A 19,846-nucleotide genomic window follows, 5' to 3' on the forward strand; every position below is an offset into this window, starting at 1 on the left:
CGGATCTGAATACATTCGTCATGATGTGGGGGCAACTGCACTGCGTTCATCACACGCGCCGATCTTCCGACAAACACCACTCGGAAGGACCAATCCGGCCTTTCACCCCCTCCCGCATCCCCTTGCGGCCGGGCCCTCGGGACCGCCCCGAACCAGGCCCGACCTGCACCGTTGTCCCGGCACACAGGCAGCCGGCCCGCAATCCGAGATCGCGCTCGCAGGCCTTACGACAGACGGGAGGCGGGGTGCCCGGCGCGGATCAGAGCCAGCCCTGCTGGGCCGCCTTGAGGCCGGCCTCGAAGCGGCTGCTGGCGTGCAGTCGTTCCATGAGCGCGGACATCTGGCGTCGGACGGTGCGCAGGGACACCCCGAGGCGTTTTCCGGCCGCTTCGTCCGTCATGCCCGAGGCCAGCAGTTTGAGGAGTTCGAGCTCGGCCGCAGAAGGGGTGGAGTCGGTACTGCGGGGGCGGTCGGCGCCGAGGGGTACGGCTGAGTCCCAGGTCTGATCGAACAGGGTCAGCAGGGACGCCACGATGCCCGGCGCGCTGGTGCAGAGGGCACCCAGGCGGGAGTTGGCCGGGTCGATCGGGACAACCGCCACGCTGCGGGCGAAGATCAGCAAACGGGGCGGCAGCAGGGGGCTGGTGCGCACCTGGCCGCCTTCCTGCGTCAGCCACCGCGCGTAGGCCAGCGTCATCGGATCATTGCGGGCGCTGTCCTGATAGATCGAGCGCATCTCGATGCCACGGCCCAGTGCTCGTCGGTCAAGCGGGCGTGACGCCTCCAGACTGGCCTCGGACAGGGCACCGCCGGGCAGGATCGCCAGGCACTCCCGCGTCAGCCCGTGGGCGAGCCCTTCGAGCCGGCTCTGGATGGCGTCCATGCCCACCAGGCGTTCCGCGCCGTCGACCTCGGTATTGGGGCGGAGCTCGGCGAATTCGGACACGGCCCGGGCGGCTGCGGCCTTACTGCGGGCCAACTCCTCCTGACGCCGGGCCAGCTCCTCCTCCTGGCGGCGCAGCAGCAGTTCCAGACCCACCTCGGGACTGACTGCGCGCAGCGCACCGGGGGTGTCCCGCGACGGCCTCAGCAGGTCGAGGTCGACGAGCCGATCCAGGCCCTCCCGCACCTGTGCCTCGGCGAGTCCGAGGCTCGCGCACAGCTCCGCGATACCCCCCGACGGGTCCGCCAGCATCCCCCGGTAGACGGCTTCCACGTCCGGTCCCAGCCCCACATCTTCATCTGGTCAGCAAGGTGATCCGAAGGAAACGGCCTAGCTCCGGTGTGCTCAGCGATGCAGTTCGACATGTTCGTCGAGACGGCCTGAAATGCGGCCCCGGGCAGCGGGATGGCGCTCTCGGCGCGGGAACCGGGCAGGAGTTCGGGGGCGTGTGTGCTCCGGTACGTGAGATCGAAAGGGAGAGGTCAGGCACAGATGACGGCATCGGGGGAGGGCAAGGAGCCCGGCTTGGGGTGGTTCGTGACGGGGCCGCTGCTCGCCGTGGCGGGCACTGTGCTGGGAACCGCTCTGGCATCGCAAAGGTGGGCGGACTGTGCGCACGGGATGGACGCGCCGACCCGTACGGGATTTGTGATGATCATGCCGTTCGCCTGGATCGGCATGACCCTACTGCTCGGGCTTTTCCAGACCATCTTGGTGGCGGTGCTACCGGATCAGACCGAACCCGAGGTCAAATGGGTGGCCCTGTTCGTGGCGGCCTGTGTGCTGACCCTCCTGTACTCCTTCGGGATGGGTTCCCCGGACATGACGCCGGACGGCTCCTGCGTGCGGTAGCAGTCCACCCTCGTCAAGGGGGCGAACTTTGCCGGCACTAGTGCATGGTGTCCCTGGCGTTCTTGTCGTGCACGGCTGTGACCAGGTACGCACGGCCGAGCAGGATGAGTAGGCGTACTCAGGTGGCGGTCTTCGGCAGCTTCGAGACTGGGCGCAGGTCGAACGAAGTGGAACGGAACGGGGAACGTGATGGTGCGGCGCTGGTCGAAGGCTGAGATGTGGGTGCCCGGTGCGTACCTGGCGCTGGTCGTCGGGATGCTGGTCTACGTCGCGGTCGGCAGCCGGATCGGGGACATCGGGATCTTCGGAGCCTGGCCCATCCTGGCCACGGCGCCGGTCAGCCTCGTGCTGCTGACGTCCTTCGGACCCGCGGCGGACGCCCTGGACTCGGCCCCGCCCATGGATCCCCATCCCCAGTACGGCTCCGAGCCGCCCACGAAGCTGCCCACGGACTACCCCTCGGAGTCGGGCCCGCTCCCCGCGGACTGGGTACCGGACACATCCGTGGACCCCAAGCTCGACATGTTGGACGGCTTCGGCTTCTACGCCTCGGTCCTGATCGGCGCCCTGGTCAACGCCGCGGCGATCTGGGCCCTGTTCCGCTACGTGGCTCGGCGGCGCGACTCCAGGAGTGCGCAGGTCTAGCGCCATGATCCTGGCCCACAGATGGCCCATACGCGCTGGTCAACAGCGGGATACGGGTGCATCAAGGTGAGACAGGATGAGCAGAGAGGGCGGGCACCCTGATCGGGCACCCGCCCTCTGACCTGCTACTTCTCTGACCTGGCGGTGGGTGTGGGATTTGAACCCACGGTGACATCGCTGCCACGACGGTTTTCAAGACCGTTCCCTTAGGCCGCTCGGGCAACCCACCTGGCCGGTACAGAGTACCGGCCGGGCGGGGGTGGCGGGCGACTGTGAGGTCAGGAGGCCTGAGCCTTGTCGTAGGCGGCCTTCGCCTCGTTGCCGAGGTACGGGCCGTACATCCGGTTCGGCAGGAAGGTGTAGCCGAAACTGTTCACCGACACCTGGGTGCCCAGGCCCGTGGCCTCGTTGAAGTCCTGGAACCAGGGGCCGCCACTGGAGCCGCCGGTCATGTTGCAGCCCAGGCCGTGGTCCTTGGTGAGCAGGAAGTCCTTGCCGCTGTTGCCGCTGCAGTAGACCAGCTTCGTGCCGTCGTACGGGGCCGCCGCGGGGAAGCCGAAGGAGTACATCTTCTTGTTGTAGCCGCCGTTGAAGAGGACTCCCTGGGCGCCGACGGCCTGGCTGAGGGTCTGGCCGTTCAGCGGGGCGACGACGGCGAGGCCGACGTCCATGTTCATGTCCTCGCTCGCCGCCCACTGGTCGGTGGCGAAGGTCTTGGTGGCCGACCACTGGCCGTAGGGCGCCGACCCGTTGTTGTAGGCGGGCACGAAGACCCAGTTCGTGTGCCAGGCGCCCTGGTACTTCACGCAGTGGCCGGCCGTCATCACCGTGCTGCCGTTGGCGCTGGTGATCGAGTTGCCGGAACAGGAGGCGGTGCGGCCGCCCATCGTGAAGAAGACCCGGCCCGACGTCTTCACGACCGCGCCGCCGCCCGTCCAGACCCCGCCCGCCTGCGGGAACGCCGTGGGCGATGCGGCGGAGAGGGCAGCGGTCGGGGCGACGGCGGTGGGAACCGCGGAGGTGGCCACCGGGGTGCGGGCGGCGCCGGGGACCGCTGTCACATCGAGCGGCGTGGCCTCCCGCATCCGCTCGGCGGTCCAGAAGCCCTGGGTGTGCTGCTGCCGGAAGGACGCCGGGGTGTCCGCCGCGATCGAGGGGGTGGCCGCCGTCAGGACACCCGCGACCAGGGCGCCCGCGGAGAGCAGGACGGACAAGGCCGTGCGATGACGATTCACGCATGACTCCTTCTGCCGTGCCCGGACCGGTCGGAGCCGGGCAGGGTGGGGGTGAAGAGCGGTCGGTGCGGATCGGCTGTGCGTGGTGCGGCTTGCCGGGGCAGAGTGGCACGGCCCCGCGTCAAAGTCAGCGGCCAGTCAGAACGTTCGGTCGGTTCCGGCCAGGAAATGGCCAACTCCCGGCCGTTGCAGCGTCATACGGTGAGCATCACGCCCCCGTACGAGACGCCGGCGACGACCACCCACGCGCCGAGCCCCAGCGCCGCCGCTCGCCCCCCGGTCCGCGCCAGCGTCGGAAGGTGCACCGCGCTCCCCAGGCCGAACAGGGCCGCCGCCAGCAGTGCCTCCTGCGCGGTGTGCGCCCACTCCAGCGCTACGTCGGGCAGCACGCCGGTGGCGCGCAGCGCGGCCGCGGCCAGGAATCCGGCCACGAACAGCGGCACGGGGGCCGGCCGGCGCCCCGAGGGGGTGCGCACCCCGCGCCGCCGGGCCCGTACCGAGAAGGCGACCGCCGCCACCAGCGGAGCGAGCAGGGCCACCCGCATCAGCTTGACCAGCACGGCCTCGCCGAGGGCGTCCGGGCCCGCGGTCTGCGCGGTCGCCACCACCTGGCCGACGTCGTGGACACCGGCGCCGACCCAGCGTCCGAAGGCTAGATCGGAGAGCGCCAACGGGTCCTGGAGGAGGGGGAGTACGGCGATGGCGAGGGTCCCGCAGAGGGTGACCAGTGCCACCGAGGCGGCGACGTCCTCCTCGTCGCTGCCCGAGACCTCGCTCACCGCGCCGATCGCCGAGGCCCCGCAGATCGAGTACCCGGTGGCGATCAGCAGTGGCTGATCACCCGGAAGCCCGAGCCGGCGGCCCAGCCAGAGGGTGCCGAAGAAGGTGGCCGCGACCACCCCGACCACCATGGCCACCGTGGTCCAGCCCAGCCGGAGCACCTGGTCCAGCCCCAGGCCGAGGCCCAGCAGGACGATGCCGATCCGCATGAGCCGCCGGCCGGCCAGGGAGAGACCGGCCCGCGCGGCCCCTCGCACGAAGGTCCGCGGCCCCGGGACGTGCGCGACCGCGATGCCCAGCACCACCGACGCGGTCAGCATCGGTACGGCCGGCACGAGGTGGTGGACGCACCAGGCGACCAGGGCTCCGCCCGCGGCCAGCGCCAACCCGGGCCAGGGAGTGGATGTTTCACGTGAAACATGCCGAACCGCCATGCCCTGTGGGCGGTGGAGGAGTGCCATCAGTCGACGGGGAGCTTGTAGACGCGACGGATGCTGGTGCCCAGCCGGGACACGTCGGCGCCGTACACGTGCACCGATATCGCCTTTGTGGAACAGGAGTTGCGGACCTTGTGGATGTCCCCGGGCGGCGCGAAACCGCAGACCTCGCCCTGGGCGTTGACCACGTCCTCCGTCGCCACCAGACGGGCGGGACCGGCACCGGGCGCGAGCCGGAAGCGGCGTTCGCTCTCCTCGCCCTGGTGCACTCCGGCCACGCACCACGAGACGTGGTCGTGGATGCACGTCTCCTGTCCGGGCAGCCACACCAGTGCCACCACGGAGAAACTGCCGTCGGACTCCGCGTGCAGGATGTGCTGCCGGTAGCGCTCCGGGTCGCCCTCCTGCTGCGTCGGCGTCAGCAGGTCGGGCGCCCCCAGATGCGGGGCGAGCCGTTCGCCCACCAAGTAGGCGGTGAGGTCGGGAGCCAGTCCCCGCTCCACGACCGTGCGGATCTCACTGACGAGGGCGGCCATCCTCGTGGTGGTACGGGCCGGTGTGGTGGTGGTCATACGGGCAGCGTGCGGGCGTCGCTCCATCGCGTCCAACGACAGTTGTGACGGGAAATCCCAAGCAGCGCTTATGGATCGGTCAGCAGCCGACCCGGTTCGCGGCCACCTGCTTCAGCGCGTTCAGCACCACGGCCGTCGCCGGGATCCGGAGATGGTCCCGGTAGACGTACGCGGCGATGTGCCGGCGCGCGGCAGGCTGGAGCGCCCGTCCGCAGACCCGGCTCAGTGAGAGCGAGGGGAGGACCAGCGCGGGCATCATCGCCACGCCAAGGCCCTGTGCCACCAGGCTCTGCACCACCAGGTTGTCGTCGGTGGCGAAGCGGATGTCGGGCACGAAGCCCAGCTCGGCGCACTCGTGCAGCAGGTTCGCCCGGCAGCGCGGGCAGCCCGCGATCCACCGCTCCTCGGCGAGGTCGGCCAGGTGCACGGCGCGGCGCCGGGCCAGCGGATGCCCCGTCGGCAGCAGCACCGTCAGCTGGTCCTCCAGCAACCTGACCTCGGCGACCTCTTCGGGTATCTCCTCGTGCAGGCCGGGATAGGTGAAGGCCAGCGTGATGTCGCACTCGCCCCGCTCCAGCCGGCGCAGCGACTCCGGGGGCTCCCCCTCCAGCAGTTCCACCTGTACGCCGGGATGGTCCTTGGCCAGGCCGCTCAGTGCTTCCGGGACGAGGGTGACGTTGGCGCTGGGGAAGCCGCACAGCCTGACGCGGCCGGTGCGCAGGCGTGCGTACGCCCGCAGCTGGGCCTCGGCGGCGGAGATGTTGCCGAGGATGGTCTCGGCGTGCCGGGAGAGGGACTCCCCGGCCTCGGTGAGCTGCATCTTGCGGCCCACGCGGGTGAACAGCGGGGTGCCGACGGCGCGTTCGAGCGCCTTCATCTGCTGGGTGATGGCGGGCTGGGTGTACCCCAGCACGCGGGCGGCCGCCGAGTAAGAACCGGAGGCGACCACCGTGTGGAACGTCCGTATGTGCCGAGAATCGAACACCAGCGAAGCATAAGCGGACGTTGGAGGGGCCGTGGGCGGAATCCCGCCCACGGCCCCTCGTCACCGGGCCACTGCCGTGGCCGGTGGTGCTACTTGTCGCCGACCCGCGAGCCGAGGGTGATGTCGACGGTGGTCGGCTTGCCGTCGCGCAGGTAGGTCAGCTTCACCGTGTCGCCGGGCTTGTACGTCCAGATCATGCTGATCAGGGTCGGGCCGCTGTCCACCGGCTTGCCGCCGAAGTCCGTGATGATGTCGCCCGGCTTGAGGCCCGCCTTGCCGGCCGGCCCGTTGGGGTCGACGAGCTCGTTGGCGGCCGCGCCCTGGTCGGAGATCTTCGCGCCCTCGGCCTTGGCCTGGAGGTCCACGGAGACCGAGATCACCGGGTAGACCGGCTTGCCCGTCTTGATCAACGATTCGGCCACGTTCTTGGCCTGGTTGATCGGGATGGCGAAGCCGAGGCCGATGGAGCCAGCCTGACCGCCGCCGAAACCGCCGTTCCCGGCCGACTGGATCGCGGAGTTGATGCCGATGACCGCGCCGCGGCCGTCGAGAAGCGGTCCGCCGGAGTTGCCCGGGTTGATCGAGGCGTCCGTCTGGAGCGCGCTCATGTACGAGTTCTTGCTGCCGGTGCCGTCACCGGAAGCGACCGGGCGGTTCTTGGCGCTGACGATGCCGGTGGTGACCGTGTTGGACAGGCCGAACGGTGCGCCGATCGCGATCGTGGCGTCGCCGACCGCGACCTTGTCGGAGTCGCCGAGCGCCAGCGGCTTGAGGCCCGCAGGCGGGTTCTTCAGCTTGAGCACGGCGACGTCGTAACCCTGGGCTCGGCCGACCACCTCGGCGTCGTACCGCTTGCCGTCGGAGAAGGTCGCGAAGAGCTTGCCGCCGTTCGCGGCGGAGGCCACCACGTGGTTGTTGGTGAGGATGTGGCCCTGCTGGTCGTAGACGAACCCGGTGCCGGTGCCGCCCTCGCCGTCGCCGGCCGAGGCCTCGATGGTGACCACGCTGGGCAGGGCGCCCGCGGCGAGTCCGGCGATCGAGCCGGCCTCGCGCTTGAGGTCCTTCGGGGTGTTGGTCGCGCTGATGGTGGTCGAGCCGCTGCCGTTGTTGCTGCGCTCGGCGGCCCAGTAGCCCACGCTGCCGCCGATGCCACCCGCGACGAGGGCCGCCACGAGCACGGCCGCGATCATGCCGCCCTTGCCCTTGGACTTGGGCCCGGGGGCGCCGTCGGCGGTCGGGTGAGCGCCCCACACGGGGCCACCGCCCGCGCCGCCGGCGCCGTACGCCGGCACAGTGGGCGGCGGGGGCGGCCAGCTCTCGGCGCCGTGCGCGGCCGGGGCGGGAGCCTGGCCATAGGCCTGGCCGTAAGCGGGGTCCTGGCCGTAGCCCGGCGCCTGCGCCGCGGGCACCGGCGGGATCTGCTGGGTCGGCTCGCTGCCCGGCGCGGGCGTCGGCGGAAGCTGCTGGGTCACCTGCTCACCAGCGGCGGGCGCCGCGGCGGGTGCGGCAGGCGGGGCGGCCGGGGCGGCGTCCTGCGGGGCGTGGTCCGGCCGCGGAGCGGGCCCGGGGGCCGCCGCCGTCTCGGAGCCCTGAGCAGGGGTTACGGACGGGGCCGCGGGGGGTGTGGGGGCCGCGGTGCCCTCGTTCTCGGTGCTCACAGCTCTCTCTCCTCGTCACACACAGCTGCAGAATCTGGCGATATCGATCCGGCTGAACGTTCGACGTGCCGTACAAGTTCCAGGGCAAAGCCTTTCCCATGCCCCGTCAGAGCACTGTAAGCCGGACCTGTGCATCTCCCCCCATTCTTTATGTCCGACATTTCGGACGCACTCGCAGGGCCGGACCTCGACCGCCGGGGGGCTGACGGTGGCACCATGACCCGGTGACCCACGCAATGCCGCGCACCATCCAGGTCGTCGCCCACCGCGGCGCTTCGGAGGACGCCCCCGAGCACACCCTGGCCGCCTACCGCAAGGCCATCGAGGACGGCGCGGACGCCCTCGAATGCGACGTCCGGCTCACCGCCGACGGCCATCTGGTCCTGGTCCACGACCGCCGGGTGAACCGCACCTCGAACGGCCGCGGCGCCGTCTCCGCCCTGGAGCTGGCCGATCTCGCCGCCCTCGACTTCGGCTCCTGGAAGGACCGCGAGGAGTCCCCCGACTGGGACGGCGACCCCGAGCGTACCTCCGTCCTCACCCTGGAGCGCCTGCTGGAGCTGGTCGCGGACGCCGGACGGCCGGTACAGCTCGCGATCGAGACGAAGCACCCGACCCGCTGGGCCGGACAGGTGGAGGAGCGCCTCCTGTTCCTCCTCAAGCGCTTCGGCCTGGACGCCCCGCCGCCCGGCGGACCCCACCCGGTCCGGGTCATGAGCTTCTCCGCACGCTCCCTGCACCGGGTGCGGGCCGCCGCACCGACGGTCCCGACCGTGTACCTCATGCAGTTCATCTCGCCCCGGATGCGCGACGGGCGGCTCCCTGCCGGGGTGACCATCGCCGGCCCCGGAATGCGGATCGTCCGCAACCATCCGGGCTTCATCCGCAAGCTTCAGGACGCCGGCCATTCCGTGCACGTATGGACAGTGAACGAGCCGGAAGACGTTCAGCTCTGCGCTGATATGGGTGTGGAAGCGATCATCACGAACAGACCCCGTCAAGTTCTGTCCCAACTGGGGCGCTGACGTCCCCATTTGCGCACCCGCCACCCCCACCCCGCCCGTCACAGGGTGTGCTCCGGCGCATCCGCTCCGCATTCGGCCGCGCGAATGCGTCAGAGCGGCCCCCTTCGGCGGTTTCCGGTCCAGGCCAAAGGGGCATCCAGACCATGCGTGGGGCTAAGGAGGTTCCGGGGGTGGCGTTGGTGGTGGCACAAGAAGTGCCCACGTCGTCGTGCATGGACGTACGCCATGGTCCTGCGGGCGTGGGTGAGGCCAGGCACCGGATGCGCGAACAATTGCGTATCAGCGGGGTGGCCGAATCGGTCGTGGACGATGCCGTACTGATCCTTTCCGAACTGCTCAGCAACGCCTGCCGACACGGCAGGCCACTGGGCGCGCGGGAAGTCGGGGACGGGGAGATACGCGCCGCATGGCGCATCGACAGGGCGGGGCGGCTGACGGTCGAGGTCACGGACGGGGGTGGGCCGACCCGGCCTGTTCCTTCCACGCCTTCGGTCACCGCACGCGGCGGCCGGGGGCTGAACATCATCAGCGCCCTGGCCCAGGACTGGGGTGTCCGGGACGGAGCGGCGGGTGAGGTCACCGTCTGGGTGATCGTCGCCTGTGGGCCCCGGCACGACGATTTCGCTACGCGCGTTGCGCCCCCGGCGATCGACTTCAGTACGGCATTCGACGATCTCGATGTCTGAACCCGCGGATCCGGAACCCAGGACACCCTGGCACCGGCATCCCTGACCGCACAACAGCTCAACCGACCGCACAACAGCTCAGCAGCAGCACAGCAGTACCGGTCATCCGTACAGGCGGCCGTCCGGGAGCGCACGCCGACCGTGCTCCCGGCCGCACCCCACCGGTTCCGGCGGTACGAACGGCTAGGCTCGCGCCCAGACACGACGCCGTACCGCCGCAACCGGGAGACACGCACGATGGCCAAGAAGCGCCCCGCAGCCAAGTCTGCAAAGCCGCAGCTCAACAACGGTGAAATCCCTGTTGTGGGCGCCCGCGAGCCCTGCCCCTGCGGATCCGGGCGCCGCTACAAGGCCTGCCACGGCGCAGCCGCCGCGCACGCCGTCACCGAGCACGTCCAGCGCCCCTTCGAGGGCCTGCCGGGCGAGTGCGACTGGGTGGCGCTGCGCGAGCTGGTGCCCGCGGCCACCATCCCGCTGTCGCTGAAGGGCGGCCTGCCCGAGGGCGTCCCCTCCGTCACGCTGGTGACCGTACTGCCCATGGCGTGGCCGGCGCTGCGTCGCGAGGACGGGTCCGTCCTGCTCGGCCTGCAGAACGAGACGTCCACCGGGGACCTGAGCCGCGACATGGCCGACACCCTGGAGCGGGCGCTCGTGGCGGAGCCGGGAACTCCGGTCGCTGCCCGCCGGGTCCCCGCCGAGGGTCCCCGACTTCAGGATCTCCTGGACGCCGACGGCGGTTTCGAGCCGGTTGTGCACACCGGCTTCGAATTCTGGATTCCGGAATCCGAGGGCGGCCAGAACGCGTCCCCGGAGATCGCCGCCTCGCTGGAGCGCGCCAACGCGGCCGCCATCCCCACCGTCAAGCTGACCGGCGTAGACGCCGCCTACTGGTGCGAGACGCCGGACAAGAACCACCTGCGCTGGGTCATGCCGCACCCCGAGGAGAAGCTGCTCGACGCCCTCGCGCGACTGCACGCGGCCGGCACGTCCTCGCTGGGCGAGGGCACGAAGCTCGTCGGCTCCTTCCGCGCCCACGGGCTGATGGTCCCGGTCTGGGACCTGCCGACCGGAGTGACGGCCGACGACGTCGAGAAGCCGGCGGCGGAGCTCGCCGAGCGGCTGGCCAAGGCGCTGGCCACGGATGCTCCGCTGACCACGGAGGAGCGCAGGGCGCGCGGCGGTCTCACCAACCGCCAGGTGACCCTCAGCTGACGCCGCGCGGACGCCCGGAGCCGGTGACCGGAGTCACAACTCCCGCTAATCGTCTGCAAATCGGTGTCTGAATATCAGAGATCGAATTTGCGAACAGGCGATCTCTTGTTACCGTTCTTGTAGCCCGGTCGCTGGTGCATCCCCCGTCGCCAGCGACCGGGCCCTTCCTTTTACGGCGGTTCTCAACCGTCACCCGGTGCCGGTGAGTTGCTCCCGGACCGCAAGAGCAGCTTCCCTTCATCATCCGGAACTGCAAACTCCGCAACTGCGGAGTAACTCTCCGGCTCCCCGGCCGAGTCCTCCTTGGGCGTCTCGCACAGACCGGGTTCGTCACCGGCGCCGACCGCACAGGCGATCTGCACCGTGCGCCCGGCCGGCCCCATCACCGTCAGCACGGCATCCAGCGCGCGACCACTTGTGTTCCGGTAGTAACTCCTGCCCCACGTCCGGCCTTCGGCCACGAGAACGCACGTCTGCGCCTCCACTCCGTGGGGCGAGGACAGCTCGGGGCCGCAACGGGAATCCGTACGGGGCTGCTCCGCCGGGCCGGACTGCTCGGTCGCGGCGGGCGCCGCCGGGCGGCCGGCCGGCGCGGGGGTGGTGCGAGCGGGCTCCGAAAGGCCGAGGGTCTTGAACAGGCCGCCGCCCTTTCCGTCATCCTGACCGGCAAAATCAGGCCCGGCGATCGCGCCGGCGAGCGGGAGCGACAAGATGATCAGCACACCGGCGCCGATACCGATCAGGCGGAGATTCATTCGCCGAAGATAGCGATGCGGGAAAGGGGCGCGGAGATCCCCGCGCCCAATTCCCTTGGAAACTCGTCCCGCTGGCACCCGTACGAGTGATCCTGCGGGACCTCGCAGGTCAGTACGCGAGCCGGCTTCCGCCGCCGGGCGCACCGCTGCTCGCCTCGACCAGCGCGTCCACGACCGCCTCGACGTCGGGCAGCCAGAGTTCGGTCCCCGAGGCCTGCGGCGCCCGTGCGCCAGGGGACTTCGGATCCGCCGGACGCGGAGGCGCCGGACGGGGTTCGCGCTCCCAGCGCACCTGGCCGCCACTGGACGCGGCGGACGGTGGCAGCAGCAGGTAGCCGCCCTCGCCGTGGAACCGCAGCGAGGAGGGAACATGGTCCTTCGCGTAGAGGAGTTCCCCGAGCCGCTCCAGCGAGTACGGCGCCACGAGCAGCGCCCACCGGGTGGGGGTGGCGACGACCGGCCCGAGGCGCATGCCCTGCGCGTCGAGTCGTACGAGGGCCCGCGCGGCCGCAGCGGCCGGGAGGCTCACCGCGCAGGGGGCGGATCCGCCGGTCGCCATCAGGACGGGCGCGGTGGGCCGGTTGGTCCACCACCAGGCCACCATCCGGGGGTCGGTGGAGGCGGCGAGCAGACCCGGATCGAAGGGATGCGCGCCCGGGACGGCGCAGTCGGGGTCGGGGCAGGCGCAGCGCGCCCCGTCGGTACTCGACCGGCCGACGCCGGGCAGGACGGGCCACTGGAACGTGGTGGCGCAGGTGAGCGCCGCTTCGAGGAGGGAGGAAGTACCGCCGCTGTGTACCCGGTCGGGGCGTAGGGATTGAAAGCGATCGCGGAGCCGCTGGAGACGCCTTCCGAGGATCTCGCGCATGAGCGCTCGTTCCTTTCCGTTGAACGCCGAGGGCCACATCACACCATGTAACCGGAGACTCACCACACGTACAGGTTTCGCGTCACTGTCCGCCAGAGGCAGGTACACACGGTTCGTGCAGTTTCTTACGGGTCCATCAAACGTCCGGCGGGGATGGAGCGCGACCCGCGCCGACCGCCGAGACCGGCTGCCGCCACTAAGGACGACGACCCGCGACCGAGTGGTTCCCGGTACGCCAACTGACCTCAGCCACCACCGAGTACGTACCCGACCCCCCTACGGAGCTCGTCCAGTCGACCTCAAAAACCGACTGCTTCCAGCTTTTTCCGGCCAAGTTCTAGCCTTGGCCCGACAGTGAGTTGCCGCCTCACGGACACCAGGATTCCCACCTGGGCAATGCTGGACATGCATCCATGTGTGCGTGTAGATGTGGATTCCTTGATGGCGGCGCAGCACGATCTGGGGGTTTGCGATGCTATTTGGCGAATCGCACCAGGTGGAAAGGCGGACGCCATGAGCGCCCCGCATCTGCCGAAAGTGGCTGGAATCGATCCAGCAGTCACCGCGTCACCGCACACTGCGGCGCCCGCGCCCGCCCGGACCACCCCGGCGCCGGCCCCCGCGCCGGCCGCGGGCAGTCTCATCCAGGACCGCCTGGCGGGCATGGTCTCGGACCTCACCACCCTGCACGAGCTCACCGAGCGCCTCGCCCGCGCAGGCGACCTCGACACCTCCCTGCACGAGTTCCTGCGCGCCGGGGCCGCACTCGTCGGCGCCCGCCGCGGCCTGATCGTCCTGGAGCCCTCCGACGGGCTCGGCCCCACCACCACGATCGGCCTCGGCCTCGGCCACGCCGAACTGGGCCACATCGAGACCGTGCCGCGCAGCGCGACCCCCTACGGGCGGATCCTCGACGGACTGCCCGACGCCCAGGGCGGCTCCGACTTCCTCCCCGAGTCGGACGCGCCCCCCGGCACCGGCGGGTTCGCAGCCCCGGTGGACCCCCGCCACCGCGAAGTCGCCGCCCGCCTGGGCTACGCCGCCAGCTACGCGCTCCCGCTGACCGCCGAGGCCACCGGCCGGCTCGGGGCCGCCGTATGGCTCTACGACGAGCAGGCCGAACCGAACGACCGCCAGCGCGACCTGGCCGGGCTGTACGTGCGGCACGCCGCCGAGCACCTGGCGCGGATGCTGGAGGTGGAACGATCCCGCACCCGCCTGGCCACCGTCGCGGAGGAGCTGCTGCCCAGCCGCCTCCCCCGGATCCCCGGGGTCCAGCTCGCGGCCCGCCACCACACGGGACCGCGCGGCGGAGGCGACTGGTACGACGCGCTGCCCCTGCCCGAAGGCGCCCTGGGACTGGCCGTGGGATCCGTCACCGGCTCCGGCCCGAGCGCCGTCGCCGCCATGGGACGGCTGCGCGCGTCACTGCGCGCCTACGCCGTCATGGAGGGCGAGGACCCTGTGGCCGTCCTGTCCGACCTGGAACTGCTGCTGCGGCTGACCGAACCCGCCCGCTGCGCCACCGCGCTCTTCGCCTACTGCGAGCCCGCCGGAGGACCTCAGGCCGACGGCCGGGGCAGCAAGATCATCCTCGCGGGGGCCGGACACACCCCGCCGCTCCTGATCGGCGAGCACCGCACCGAGTACGTGGAGACCTCGCTCTCCGCCCCCCTGGGCATGCTGTCCTGCTGGGAGGCGCCGAGCATGGAGATCGAACCCGTTCCCGGAGAAACGGTGCTGCTGTACACCGACGGGCTGCTGCGCCACACCGGCGACCCGATGGACCGGGCCTACGCGCGGCTGCACGCGGCAGCCGCGGGCGTGCCCCGCGCCGCCCGGGAGGACCCGGCGGCCCTGTGCGACCACATCCTGCGGACCGTGCTGCCCGACGGGGGGCCCTCCGACGCCCCTGAGGACATCGTGCTGCTCGCAGCCCGCTTCGAGTGATCCGCCGCGGGTCCCGGACCGTGACAACCCGCACGATCCGGACCACGCCTTCCCCGTACACGCATACGATGGATGAGGTCCACACCCAGGTCCGTACCGTCGTAGCTGAGGAGAAGACGTGGCTGACGAGCTCACCCCGGAGACCCCGGAAGAAGAGCAGCCCAAGAAGACGCACAAGCAGCGCAAGAACGGTCTGTACCCGGGCGTCAGCGACGAACTCGCCGAGAACATGCGCACCGGCTGGGCGGACACCGAGCTGCACGGCCTGGAGCCGATCGCGCAGGCCGCGCACACCGCCGCCCGGCGTGCCGCGCTGTCCGAGCGCTTCCCCGGTGAGCGCCTGGTCGTCCCCGCGGGCCGGCTGAAGACCCGCTCGAACGACACCGAGTACCCCTTCCGCGCCTCGACGGAGTACGCGTACCTCACCGGCGACCAGACCGAGAACGGCGTGCTGGTCCTGGAGCCGTCCGGGCCTGCCGGGCACACCGCGACCATCTACCTGCTGCCGCGCTCCGACCGGGAGAACGGCGAGTTCTGGCTGTCCGGCCAGGGCGAGCTGTGGGTCGGCCGCCGCCACTCCCTCACCGAGGCCGAGCAGCTCCTGGGCATCCCCGCGAAGGACGTCCGCGAACTCGCCGAGGCCCTCACCGAGGCCGAGGGCCCGGTGCGCAACGTGCGCGGCCACGACTCGGTGATCGAGTCGGCCCTCACCGACAAGGTGACCAAGGAGCGCGACGAGGAGCTGCGCGTCTACCTCTCCGAGGCCCGCGCCGTGAAGGACGAGTTCGAGATCGGCGAGCTGCAGAAGGCCGTCGACTCCACCGTCCGCGGTTTCGAGGACGTCGTGAAGGTCCTCGACAAGGCCGAGGCCACGTCCGAGCGCTACATCGAGGGCACCTTCTTCCTGCGCGCCCGCGTCGAGGGCAACGACGTCGGCTACGGCTCGATCTGCGCCGCCGGCTCGCACGCCTGCACCCTGCACTGGGTCCGCAACGACGGTGACGTCCGCTCCGGTGACCTGCTGCTGCTCGACGCCGGTGTGGAGACCCACTCCCTCTACACCGCCGACGTCACGCGCACGCTGCCGATCAGCGGCACGTACACCGACATCCAGCGCAAGATCTACGACGCGGTCTACGAGTCCCAGGAAGCCGGCATCGCCGCGGTGAAGCCGGGTGCGAAGTTCCGCGACTTCCACGACGCCTCCCAGCACGTGCTGGCCGAGAAGCTCGTCGAATGGGGTCTGCTGGAGGGCCCGGTCGAGCGCGTCCTGGAGCTCGGCCTGCAGCGCCGCTGGACCCTGCACGGCACCGGCCACATGCTCGGCATGGACGTCCACGACTGCGCCGCCGCGCGCACCGAGGCCTACGTGGAGGGGACGCTGGAGCCTGGCATGTGCCTCACCGTCGAGCCGGGCCTCTACTTCCAGGCCGACGACCTGACCGTGCCCGAGGAGTACCGGGGCATCGGCGTCCGGATCGAGGACGACATCCTCGTCACCGAGGACGGCAACCGGAACCTGTCGGCCGGGCTGCCCCGCACCTCGACCGACGTCGAGGCGTGGATGGCGCGCCTGAAGGGCTGACGTCCCGAGGACCGGCGTCCGCGCCGGAGCGTGTCGGTGGGCGGGATCCCGTACGGGGTCCCGCCCACCGGCGTACTACGACACCTTCAGCAGCGCGTCGTCGCGCCACTTCAGCATCTTGTCGAAGCTCACCACGGCGCCGCGGCCCGGCCGGTTGCGGAACCGGACGTGGTCGGAGAGCTCGGCGATCAGGTGCAGGCCCCGGCCGTGCTCGGCCAGGGCGGGTCTGCGGCGGGCCACCGTGGCGGGCGGGAACCCCGGACCGGAGTCGGTCACCTCGATACGGCAGCAGTCCCCGTCCAGATAGGCCGTGACGTGGTACGCCTCGGTCTCGTCCGGGATGTCACCGCCCCCGCCGTGCTCCACCGCGTTCGCACAGGCCTCGCTCAGCGCCACCGAGAGATCGAAGGAGATGTCCGGGTCCACCCCCGCGGTCTCCATCGTCCCCAGCAGCAGTCGCCTGGCGAGCGACACGCTCGCGGCTTCGCGCCTCAAGTGGAGAGACCACCAGATGCTCATACGGATACCTATTGCCGCCCGCGAGGGGCCGTAAGCGCCCTTGGGCCGTACCGGGACCCCATTGCGCCCGTCCGGCGGATGCGGCTCGCCCGGAGGGCGGTGTATGCGGTGGCGTGCGGCCCGGACCACGCCGAGGAGAGGGCCGGACCGCGTCCGCGGCGGGAGCGGACCTGTGGGGACCGCCTTCGCAGAGCGGGCTCATGCGGACCTTCCGGACCTGCCGTATGGAGGACATCAGCGCAGTGCGATGATGACCCGGCCATGTCTGACCCCCACGCGACGCACGCCGGAGCCGGCCTCCGGCTCATCCGGGCCGCGGTGTTCACCGCGGTCTGCGTCGTGCTGTCCGCGGCCGGGCACGCCCTGGCGTCCTGCGCCACCGTGCCCTGGTGGTCCCTGTGCATCGGCTTCCTCGCCGTCTTCGCGGTCGCGGCCCCGCTCGCGGGACGCCGCCGGACACTGCCCGGCATCGCCGCCGGGCTCACCGCCGGGCAGCTCTCCCTGCACGCGCTGTTCGGCCTCGGCCAGCACAGCACAGCGGCGGCGGCTCAGGCACCCGGCGGCGCGTCCGACGGCTCGCTCGCGGAACTCGCCTCCCGCCTGGTGTGCGGGGGCAACTCCGTCCCGCTGAGCCCGGCCGACGCCCGCCGGATCCTTGAGGCCGCGGGCCTGGACCCCGCCGCCCTGGCCGCCCAGGCCGGGCAGGTCGCGGAGCAGGGCCACGGGGCGCACGCGCACGCGGCCCGGGCCGTCACCACCGCACCCGAGACCGGCCTGTTCAGCCCGGCCATGCTGCTCGGGCACCTGCTGGCCGCGCTCGTCGCCGGCTGGCTGCTCGGCCGCGGCGACGCCGCGCTCTTCCGGCTCGTCGAACTGTCCCGGCTCACCGCCGAGGCCGCCCCGGTACGCCCGCTGCGCGCCGCGCTGGCCTTCGTACGCGCCCTGGGCGCCGGACTCGGCGCGCCCGCCCGCACCCCGCGGACCGGTCGCCGGACCGAAGCCGACCACGCGGCCCCGACGGGCCGGGAAGCACTCCAGCACACGGTGATCCGCCGCGGGCCGCCCGCGGCGTTCGCCCTCGCAGCCTGACGCGGCACCCACCTCCCCGGAACACACATCGGGGGCACCGGTGCCGCGTACTCCGCGCGCGCCCGTGCGCGGAGCGACCGCCACCACTGCTTCCGTGGAGTGTTTCTGCCATGAAGACCTCTCGCGTCTCCTTCGCCGCCGCCCTCGCCGCCGGCTCCGTCCTCGTCCTGTCCGGCACCGCCTTCGCGCACGTCGGCGTACAGCCGGTCGGCGAAGCCGCCAAGGGCGGGTACGCGACGCTCAACTTCAAGGTCCCCAACGAGCGCGACAACGCCTCGACCACTCAGCTCGAGGTCAACTTCCCGGTCGACCAGCCCCTCACGTCCGTCATGCCGCAGGACGTCCCCGGCTGGACCGTGAACGTCGAGAAGACGAAGCTCGACAAGCCGCTGACCGTGCACGGCAAGCAGGTCAACGAGGTCGTCACCAAGGTGACCTGGTCCGGCGGGAAGATCGGGCCGGGCATGTTCCAGCAGTTCCCGGTCTCCGTCGGCAAGCTCCCCGAGAACGCCGACCAGATGGTCTTCAAGGCGATCCAGACCTACGACAACAACGAGGTCGTGCGCTGGATCGAAGAGGCCAAGGAAGGCGCCGCGGAGCCGCAGACCCCGGCACCGGTGCTGAAGCTGACCGCCGCGAAGGGCGACGACCACCACGCCGGCGCCAAGACCGACGAGGCGAAGAACGCGGAGAAGGACGCCGCCGGGCACGGCCACGACGAGGCCGCGGCCGACCACGGCTCCGACACCACCGCGCGCGCCCTGGGCATCGCCGGCATCGTCATCGGACTCGGCGGTGTCGCCTTCGGCGTCGCCTCGCGTCGTCGCTCCGCCTGACGTGCCGCGCCCCCGGGCGCTGTCGCTCCGTACATCCCCAGCATCCCTACATCCCCGATCCCAGGGACATCTCTCCATGCGCACCACACGTGTGACGGCCGCCGCGCTCCTCGCCGCGGCCGTACTCACCCTGACCGCCTGCGGCGGCGCTGAACCCGTCAAGAGCAGCGGGGTCACCCAGATCGCCGGCGGCCAGAGCGGCGACAAGGCCGCCACCGTTCTGGACCGCCCGTTCAACAAGCCGGAACTCGTCCTGACAGACACCACCGGCAAGCCGTGGAACCTCCGCGAGCAGACCAAGGGCAAGCCGACGCTCATCTACTTCGGCTACACCAACTGCCCCGACGTGTGCCCGCTGACGATGAGCAACATCGCCGTGGCGAAGAAGAACCTCCCCAAGGAGGACCAGGACAACCTCCGGGTCGTCTTCGTCACCACCGACCCCGAACGGGACACCTCCGAGTCCCTCGGCGCGTGGCTCAAGGCGCAGGACCCGTCCTTCGTCGGACTCACCGGGGACTTCGCGACCATCCAGGCCGCCGCCCGGACCCTCGGCATCGGCATCGATCCCGCCAAGAAGGAGGCCGACGGCAGCGTCGTCTCCATGCACGGCGCGCAGGTCATCGCCTTCTCGCCCAAGACCGACGAGGGCTACGTCCTCTACGGCGAGGGCACGACCGTCGACGACTACGCCAAGGACCTGCCGAAGCTCATCAAGGGGGAGAACCCGTGAACACCCGCACCACCCGCATCCTCGCCGCCGCCCTCTCCCTGACGGCAGCGCTCGCCATATCCGGCTGCTCCGGCGACAGCGAGCCGAAGATGACCGTCAGCGGCGCCTTCATGCCGCAGCCGGTGAACGACAAGATGGCCGGTGCCTTCATGGTCATCAGCAACCCCACCGAGACCCCCGACAAGCTCACCGGTGCCACCTCACCGCTCTCCGACGATCTCCAGATCCACGAGACCAAGGACCAGAAGATGCAGCAGGTCCAGTCGATGGACGTGCCGGCGGACGGCGAGCTCCGGCTGGAGCGCGGCGGCAACCACATCATGTTCATGGGGCTCAAGAGCACTCCCAAGGTCGGCGACAAGGTCACCGTCGAGCTCCGCTTCGAGAAGGCCGGCTCCGTCAAGGTCGAGCTGGACGTGAAGGACCGCACGTACAACGCGCAGGCCCCGACATCCACGGCCCACAGCGGCCACTGACGGAC

19 protein-coding genes, 1 tRNA gene and 1 pseudogene are annotated in these 19,846 nt (G+C 71.0%); 11 read left to right on the plus strand and 10 right to left on the minus strand.

What is annotated here, in order from left to right; genetic code table 11:
* Positions 1-259: 259 nt before the first annotated feature.
* Positions 260-1,195, minus strand: a complete 936-nt coding sequence (locus tag IG86_RS0100485; RefSeq protein ID WP_051784927.1) for a LuxR C-terminal-related transcriptional regulator — start codon at positions 1,193-1,195, stop codon at positions 260-262.
* A 273-nt stretch (positions 1,196-1,468) separates the two neighbouring features.
* On the opposite strand from IG86_RS0100485, the gene IG86_RS0100490 reads away from it, so the two are divergent.
* Both IG86_RS0100490 and IG86_RS0100495 read left to right on the plus strand, forming a co-directional pair.
* The gene (locus IG86_RS0100490) at positions 1,469-1,795 is read left to right on the plus strand and encodes a hypothetical protein (protein WP_157854744.1); all 327 of its coding nucleotides are present in this window, start codon (positions 1,469-1,471) and stop codon (positions 1,793-1,795) included.
* A gap of 189 nt (positions 1,796-1,984) precedes the next feature.
* The gene (locus IG86_RS0100495; protein WP_030893902.1) at positions 1,985-2,440 is read left to right on the plus strand and encodes an SCO4225 family membrane protein; all 456 of its coding nucleotides are present in this window, start codon (positions 1,985-1,987) and stop codon (positions 2,438-2,440) included.
* A 139-nt stretch (positions 2,441-2,579) separates the two neighbouring features.
* Here the strand turns inward: IG86_RS0100495 and IG86_RS0100500 are convergent.
* From IG86_RS0100500 to IG86_RS0100525, 6 genes are all read right to left on the minus strand, one after another.
* Positions 2,580-2,669 (minus strand) — tRNA-Ser (locus tag IG86_RS0100500).
* 49 nt (positions 2,670-2,718) lie between these two features.
* A complete protein-coding gene (locus tag IG86_RS0100505; protein ID WP_030816924.1) occupies positions 2,719-3,675 on the minus strand; it encodes a trypsin-like serine peptidase in 957 nt (318 codons plus the stop codon).
* A 194-nt stretch (positions 3,676-3,869) separates the two neighbouring features.
* Positions 3,870-4,889 (minus strand): YeiH family protein, encoded by a 1,020-nt coding sequence (locus IG86_RS0100510; RefSeq protein WP_045936269.1) that lies wholly within the window; start codon positions 4,887-4,889, stop codon positions 3,870-3,872.
* Between the two features lie 26 nt (positions 4,890-4,915).
* Positions 4,916-5,464 (minus strand): cysteine dioxygenase family protein, encoded by a 549-nt coding sequence (locus tag IG86_RS0100515; RefSeq protein WP_030816928.1) that lies wholly within the window; start codon positions 5,462-5,464, stop codon positions 4,916-4,918.
* 79 nt (positions 5,465-5,543) lie between these two features.
* On the minus strand, positions 5,544-6,449 hold the full coding sequence (locus IG86_RS0100520) for a LysR family transcriptional regulator (RefSeq protein ID WP_030816930.1): 906 nt from the start codon (positions 6,447-6,449) through the stop codon (positions 5,544-5,546).
* Between the two features lie 89 nt (positions 6,450-6,538).
* A complete protein-coding gene (locus IG86_RS0100525) occupies positions 6,539-8,107 on the minus strand; it encodes a trypsin-like peptidase domain-containing protein (RefSeq protein ID WP_030893905.1) in 1,569 nt (522 codons plus the stop codon).
* 236 nt (positions 8,108-8,343) lie between these two features.
* Here IG86_RS0100525 and IG86_RS0100530 point away from each other — a divergent pair, with 236 nt between their 5' ends.
* The 3 genes and pseudogenes from IG86_RS0100530 (at position 8,344) to IG86_RS0100540 (ending at position 11,030) form a co-directional block, all read left to right on the plus strand.
* Positions 8,344-9,132, plus strand: a complete 789-nt coding sequence (locus IG86_RS0100530) for a glycerophosphodiester phosphodiesterase (RefSeq protein WP_173429155.1) — start codon at positions 8,344-8,346, stop codon at positions 9,130-9,132.
* 84 nt (positions 9,133-9,216) lie between these two features.
* Positions 9,217-9,818 (plus strand): annotated as a pseudogene (locus tag IG86_RS0100535) (ATP-binding protein).
* 237 nt (positions 9,819-10,055) lie between these two features.
* Positions 10,056-11,030, plus strand: coding sequence for a DUF5926 family protein (locus IG86_RS0100540; RefSeq protein ID WP_030647241.1), 975 nt, complete (start codon positions 10,056-10,058; stop codon positions 11,028-11,030).
* A 182-nt stretch (positions 11,031-11,212) separates the two neighbouring features.
* Here IG86_RS0100540 and IG86_RS0100545 read toward each other — a convergent pair whose 3' ends face one another.
* Both IG86_RS0100545 and IG86_RS0100550 read right to left on the minus strand, forming a co-directional pair.
* Positions 11,213-11,785: a hypothetical protein gene (locus IG86_RS0100545; protein WP_037941782.1), complete on the minus strand. Its 573-nt coding sequence runs from the start codon at positions 11,783-11,785 to the stop codon at positions 11,213-11,215.
* A 109-nt stretch (positions 11,786-11,894) separates the two neighbouring features.
* A complete protein-coding gene (locus tag IG86_RS0100550) occupies positions 11,895-12,653 on the minus strand; it encodes a bifunctional DNA primase/polymerase (RefSeq protein WP_030893909.1) in 759 nt (252 codons plus the stop codon).
* Between the two features lie 396 nt (positions 12,654-13,049).
* On the opposite strand from IG86_RS0100550, the gene IG86_RS0100555 reads away from it, so the two are divergent.
* On the plus strand, positions 13,050-14,603 hold the full coding sequence (locus IG86_RS0100555; protein ID WP_078905755.1) for a PP2C family protein-serine/threonine phosphatase: 1,554 nt from the start codon (positions 13,050-13,052) through the stop codon (positions 14,601-14,603).
* 118 nt (positions 14,604-14,721) lie between these two features.
* A complete protein-coding gene (locus tag IG86_RS0100560) occupies positions 14,722-16,188 on the plus strand; it encodes an aminopeptidase P family protein (protein ID WP_030893914.1) in 1,467 nt (488 codons plus the stop codon).
* 75 nt (positions 16,189-16,263) lie between these two features.
* Here the strand turns inward: IG86_RS0100560 and IG86_RS0100565 are convergent, their stop codons facing one another.
* Complete coding sequence (locus IG86_RS0100565) at positions 16,264-16,707, minus strand: ATP-binding protein (protein WP_030816951.1); 444 nt, start codon at positions 16,705-16,707, stop codon at positions 16,264-16,266.
* 261 nt (positions 16,708-16,968) lie between these two features.
* Between IG86_RS0100565 and IG86_RS0100570 the strand changes: the two genes are divergently transcribed.
* The 4 genes from IG86_RS0100570 (at position 16,969) to IG86_RS0100585 (ending at position 19,841) form a co-directional block, all read left to right on the plus strand.
* Positions 16,969-17,796 carry a hypothetical protein gene (locus IG86_RS0100570; protein ID WP_030816953.1) on the plus strand — a complete coding sequence of 276 codons (828 nt, stop codon included), beginning with the start codon at positions 16,969-16,971 and terminating at the stop codon, positions 17,794-17,796.
* Positions 17,797-17,906: 110 nt separating this feature from the next.
* Complete coding sequence (locus IG86_RS0100575; RefSeq protein WP_030893917.1) at positions 17,907-18,632, plus strand: YcnI family copper-binding membrane protein; 726 nt, start codon at positions 17,907-17,909, stop codon at positions 18,630-18,632.
* A gap of 76 nt (positions 18,633-18,708) precedes the next feature.
* Positions 18,709-19,365, plus strand: a complete 657-nt coding sequence (locus IG86_RS0100580; protein ID WP_030816958.1) for an SCO family protein — start codon at positions 18,709-18,711, stop codon at positions 19,363-19,365.
* Complete coding sequence (locus IG86_RS0100585; RefSeq protein ID WP_030816961.1) at positions 19,362-19,841, plus strand: copper chaperone PCu(A)C; 480 nt, start codon at positions 19,362-19,364, stop codon at positions 19,839-19,841. The genes IG86_RS0100580 and IG86_RS0100585 overlap by 4 nt, the downstream gene beginning before the upstream one ends.
* Positions 19,842-19,846: the final 5 nt, after the last annotated feature.

It is taken from the genome of Streptomyces virginiae (assembly GCF_000720455.1).
GTDB lineage: Bacteria > Actinomycetota > Actinomycetes > Streptomycetales > Streptomycetaceae > Streptomyces > Streptomyces virginiae.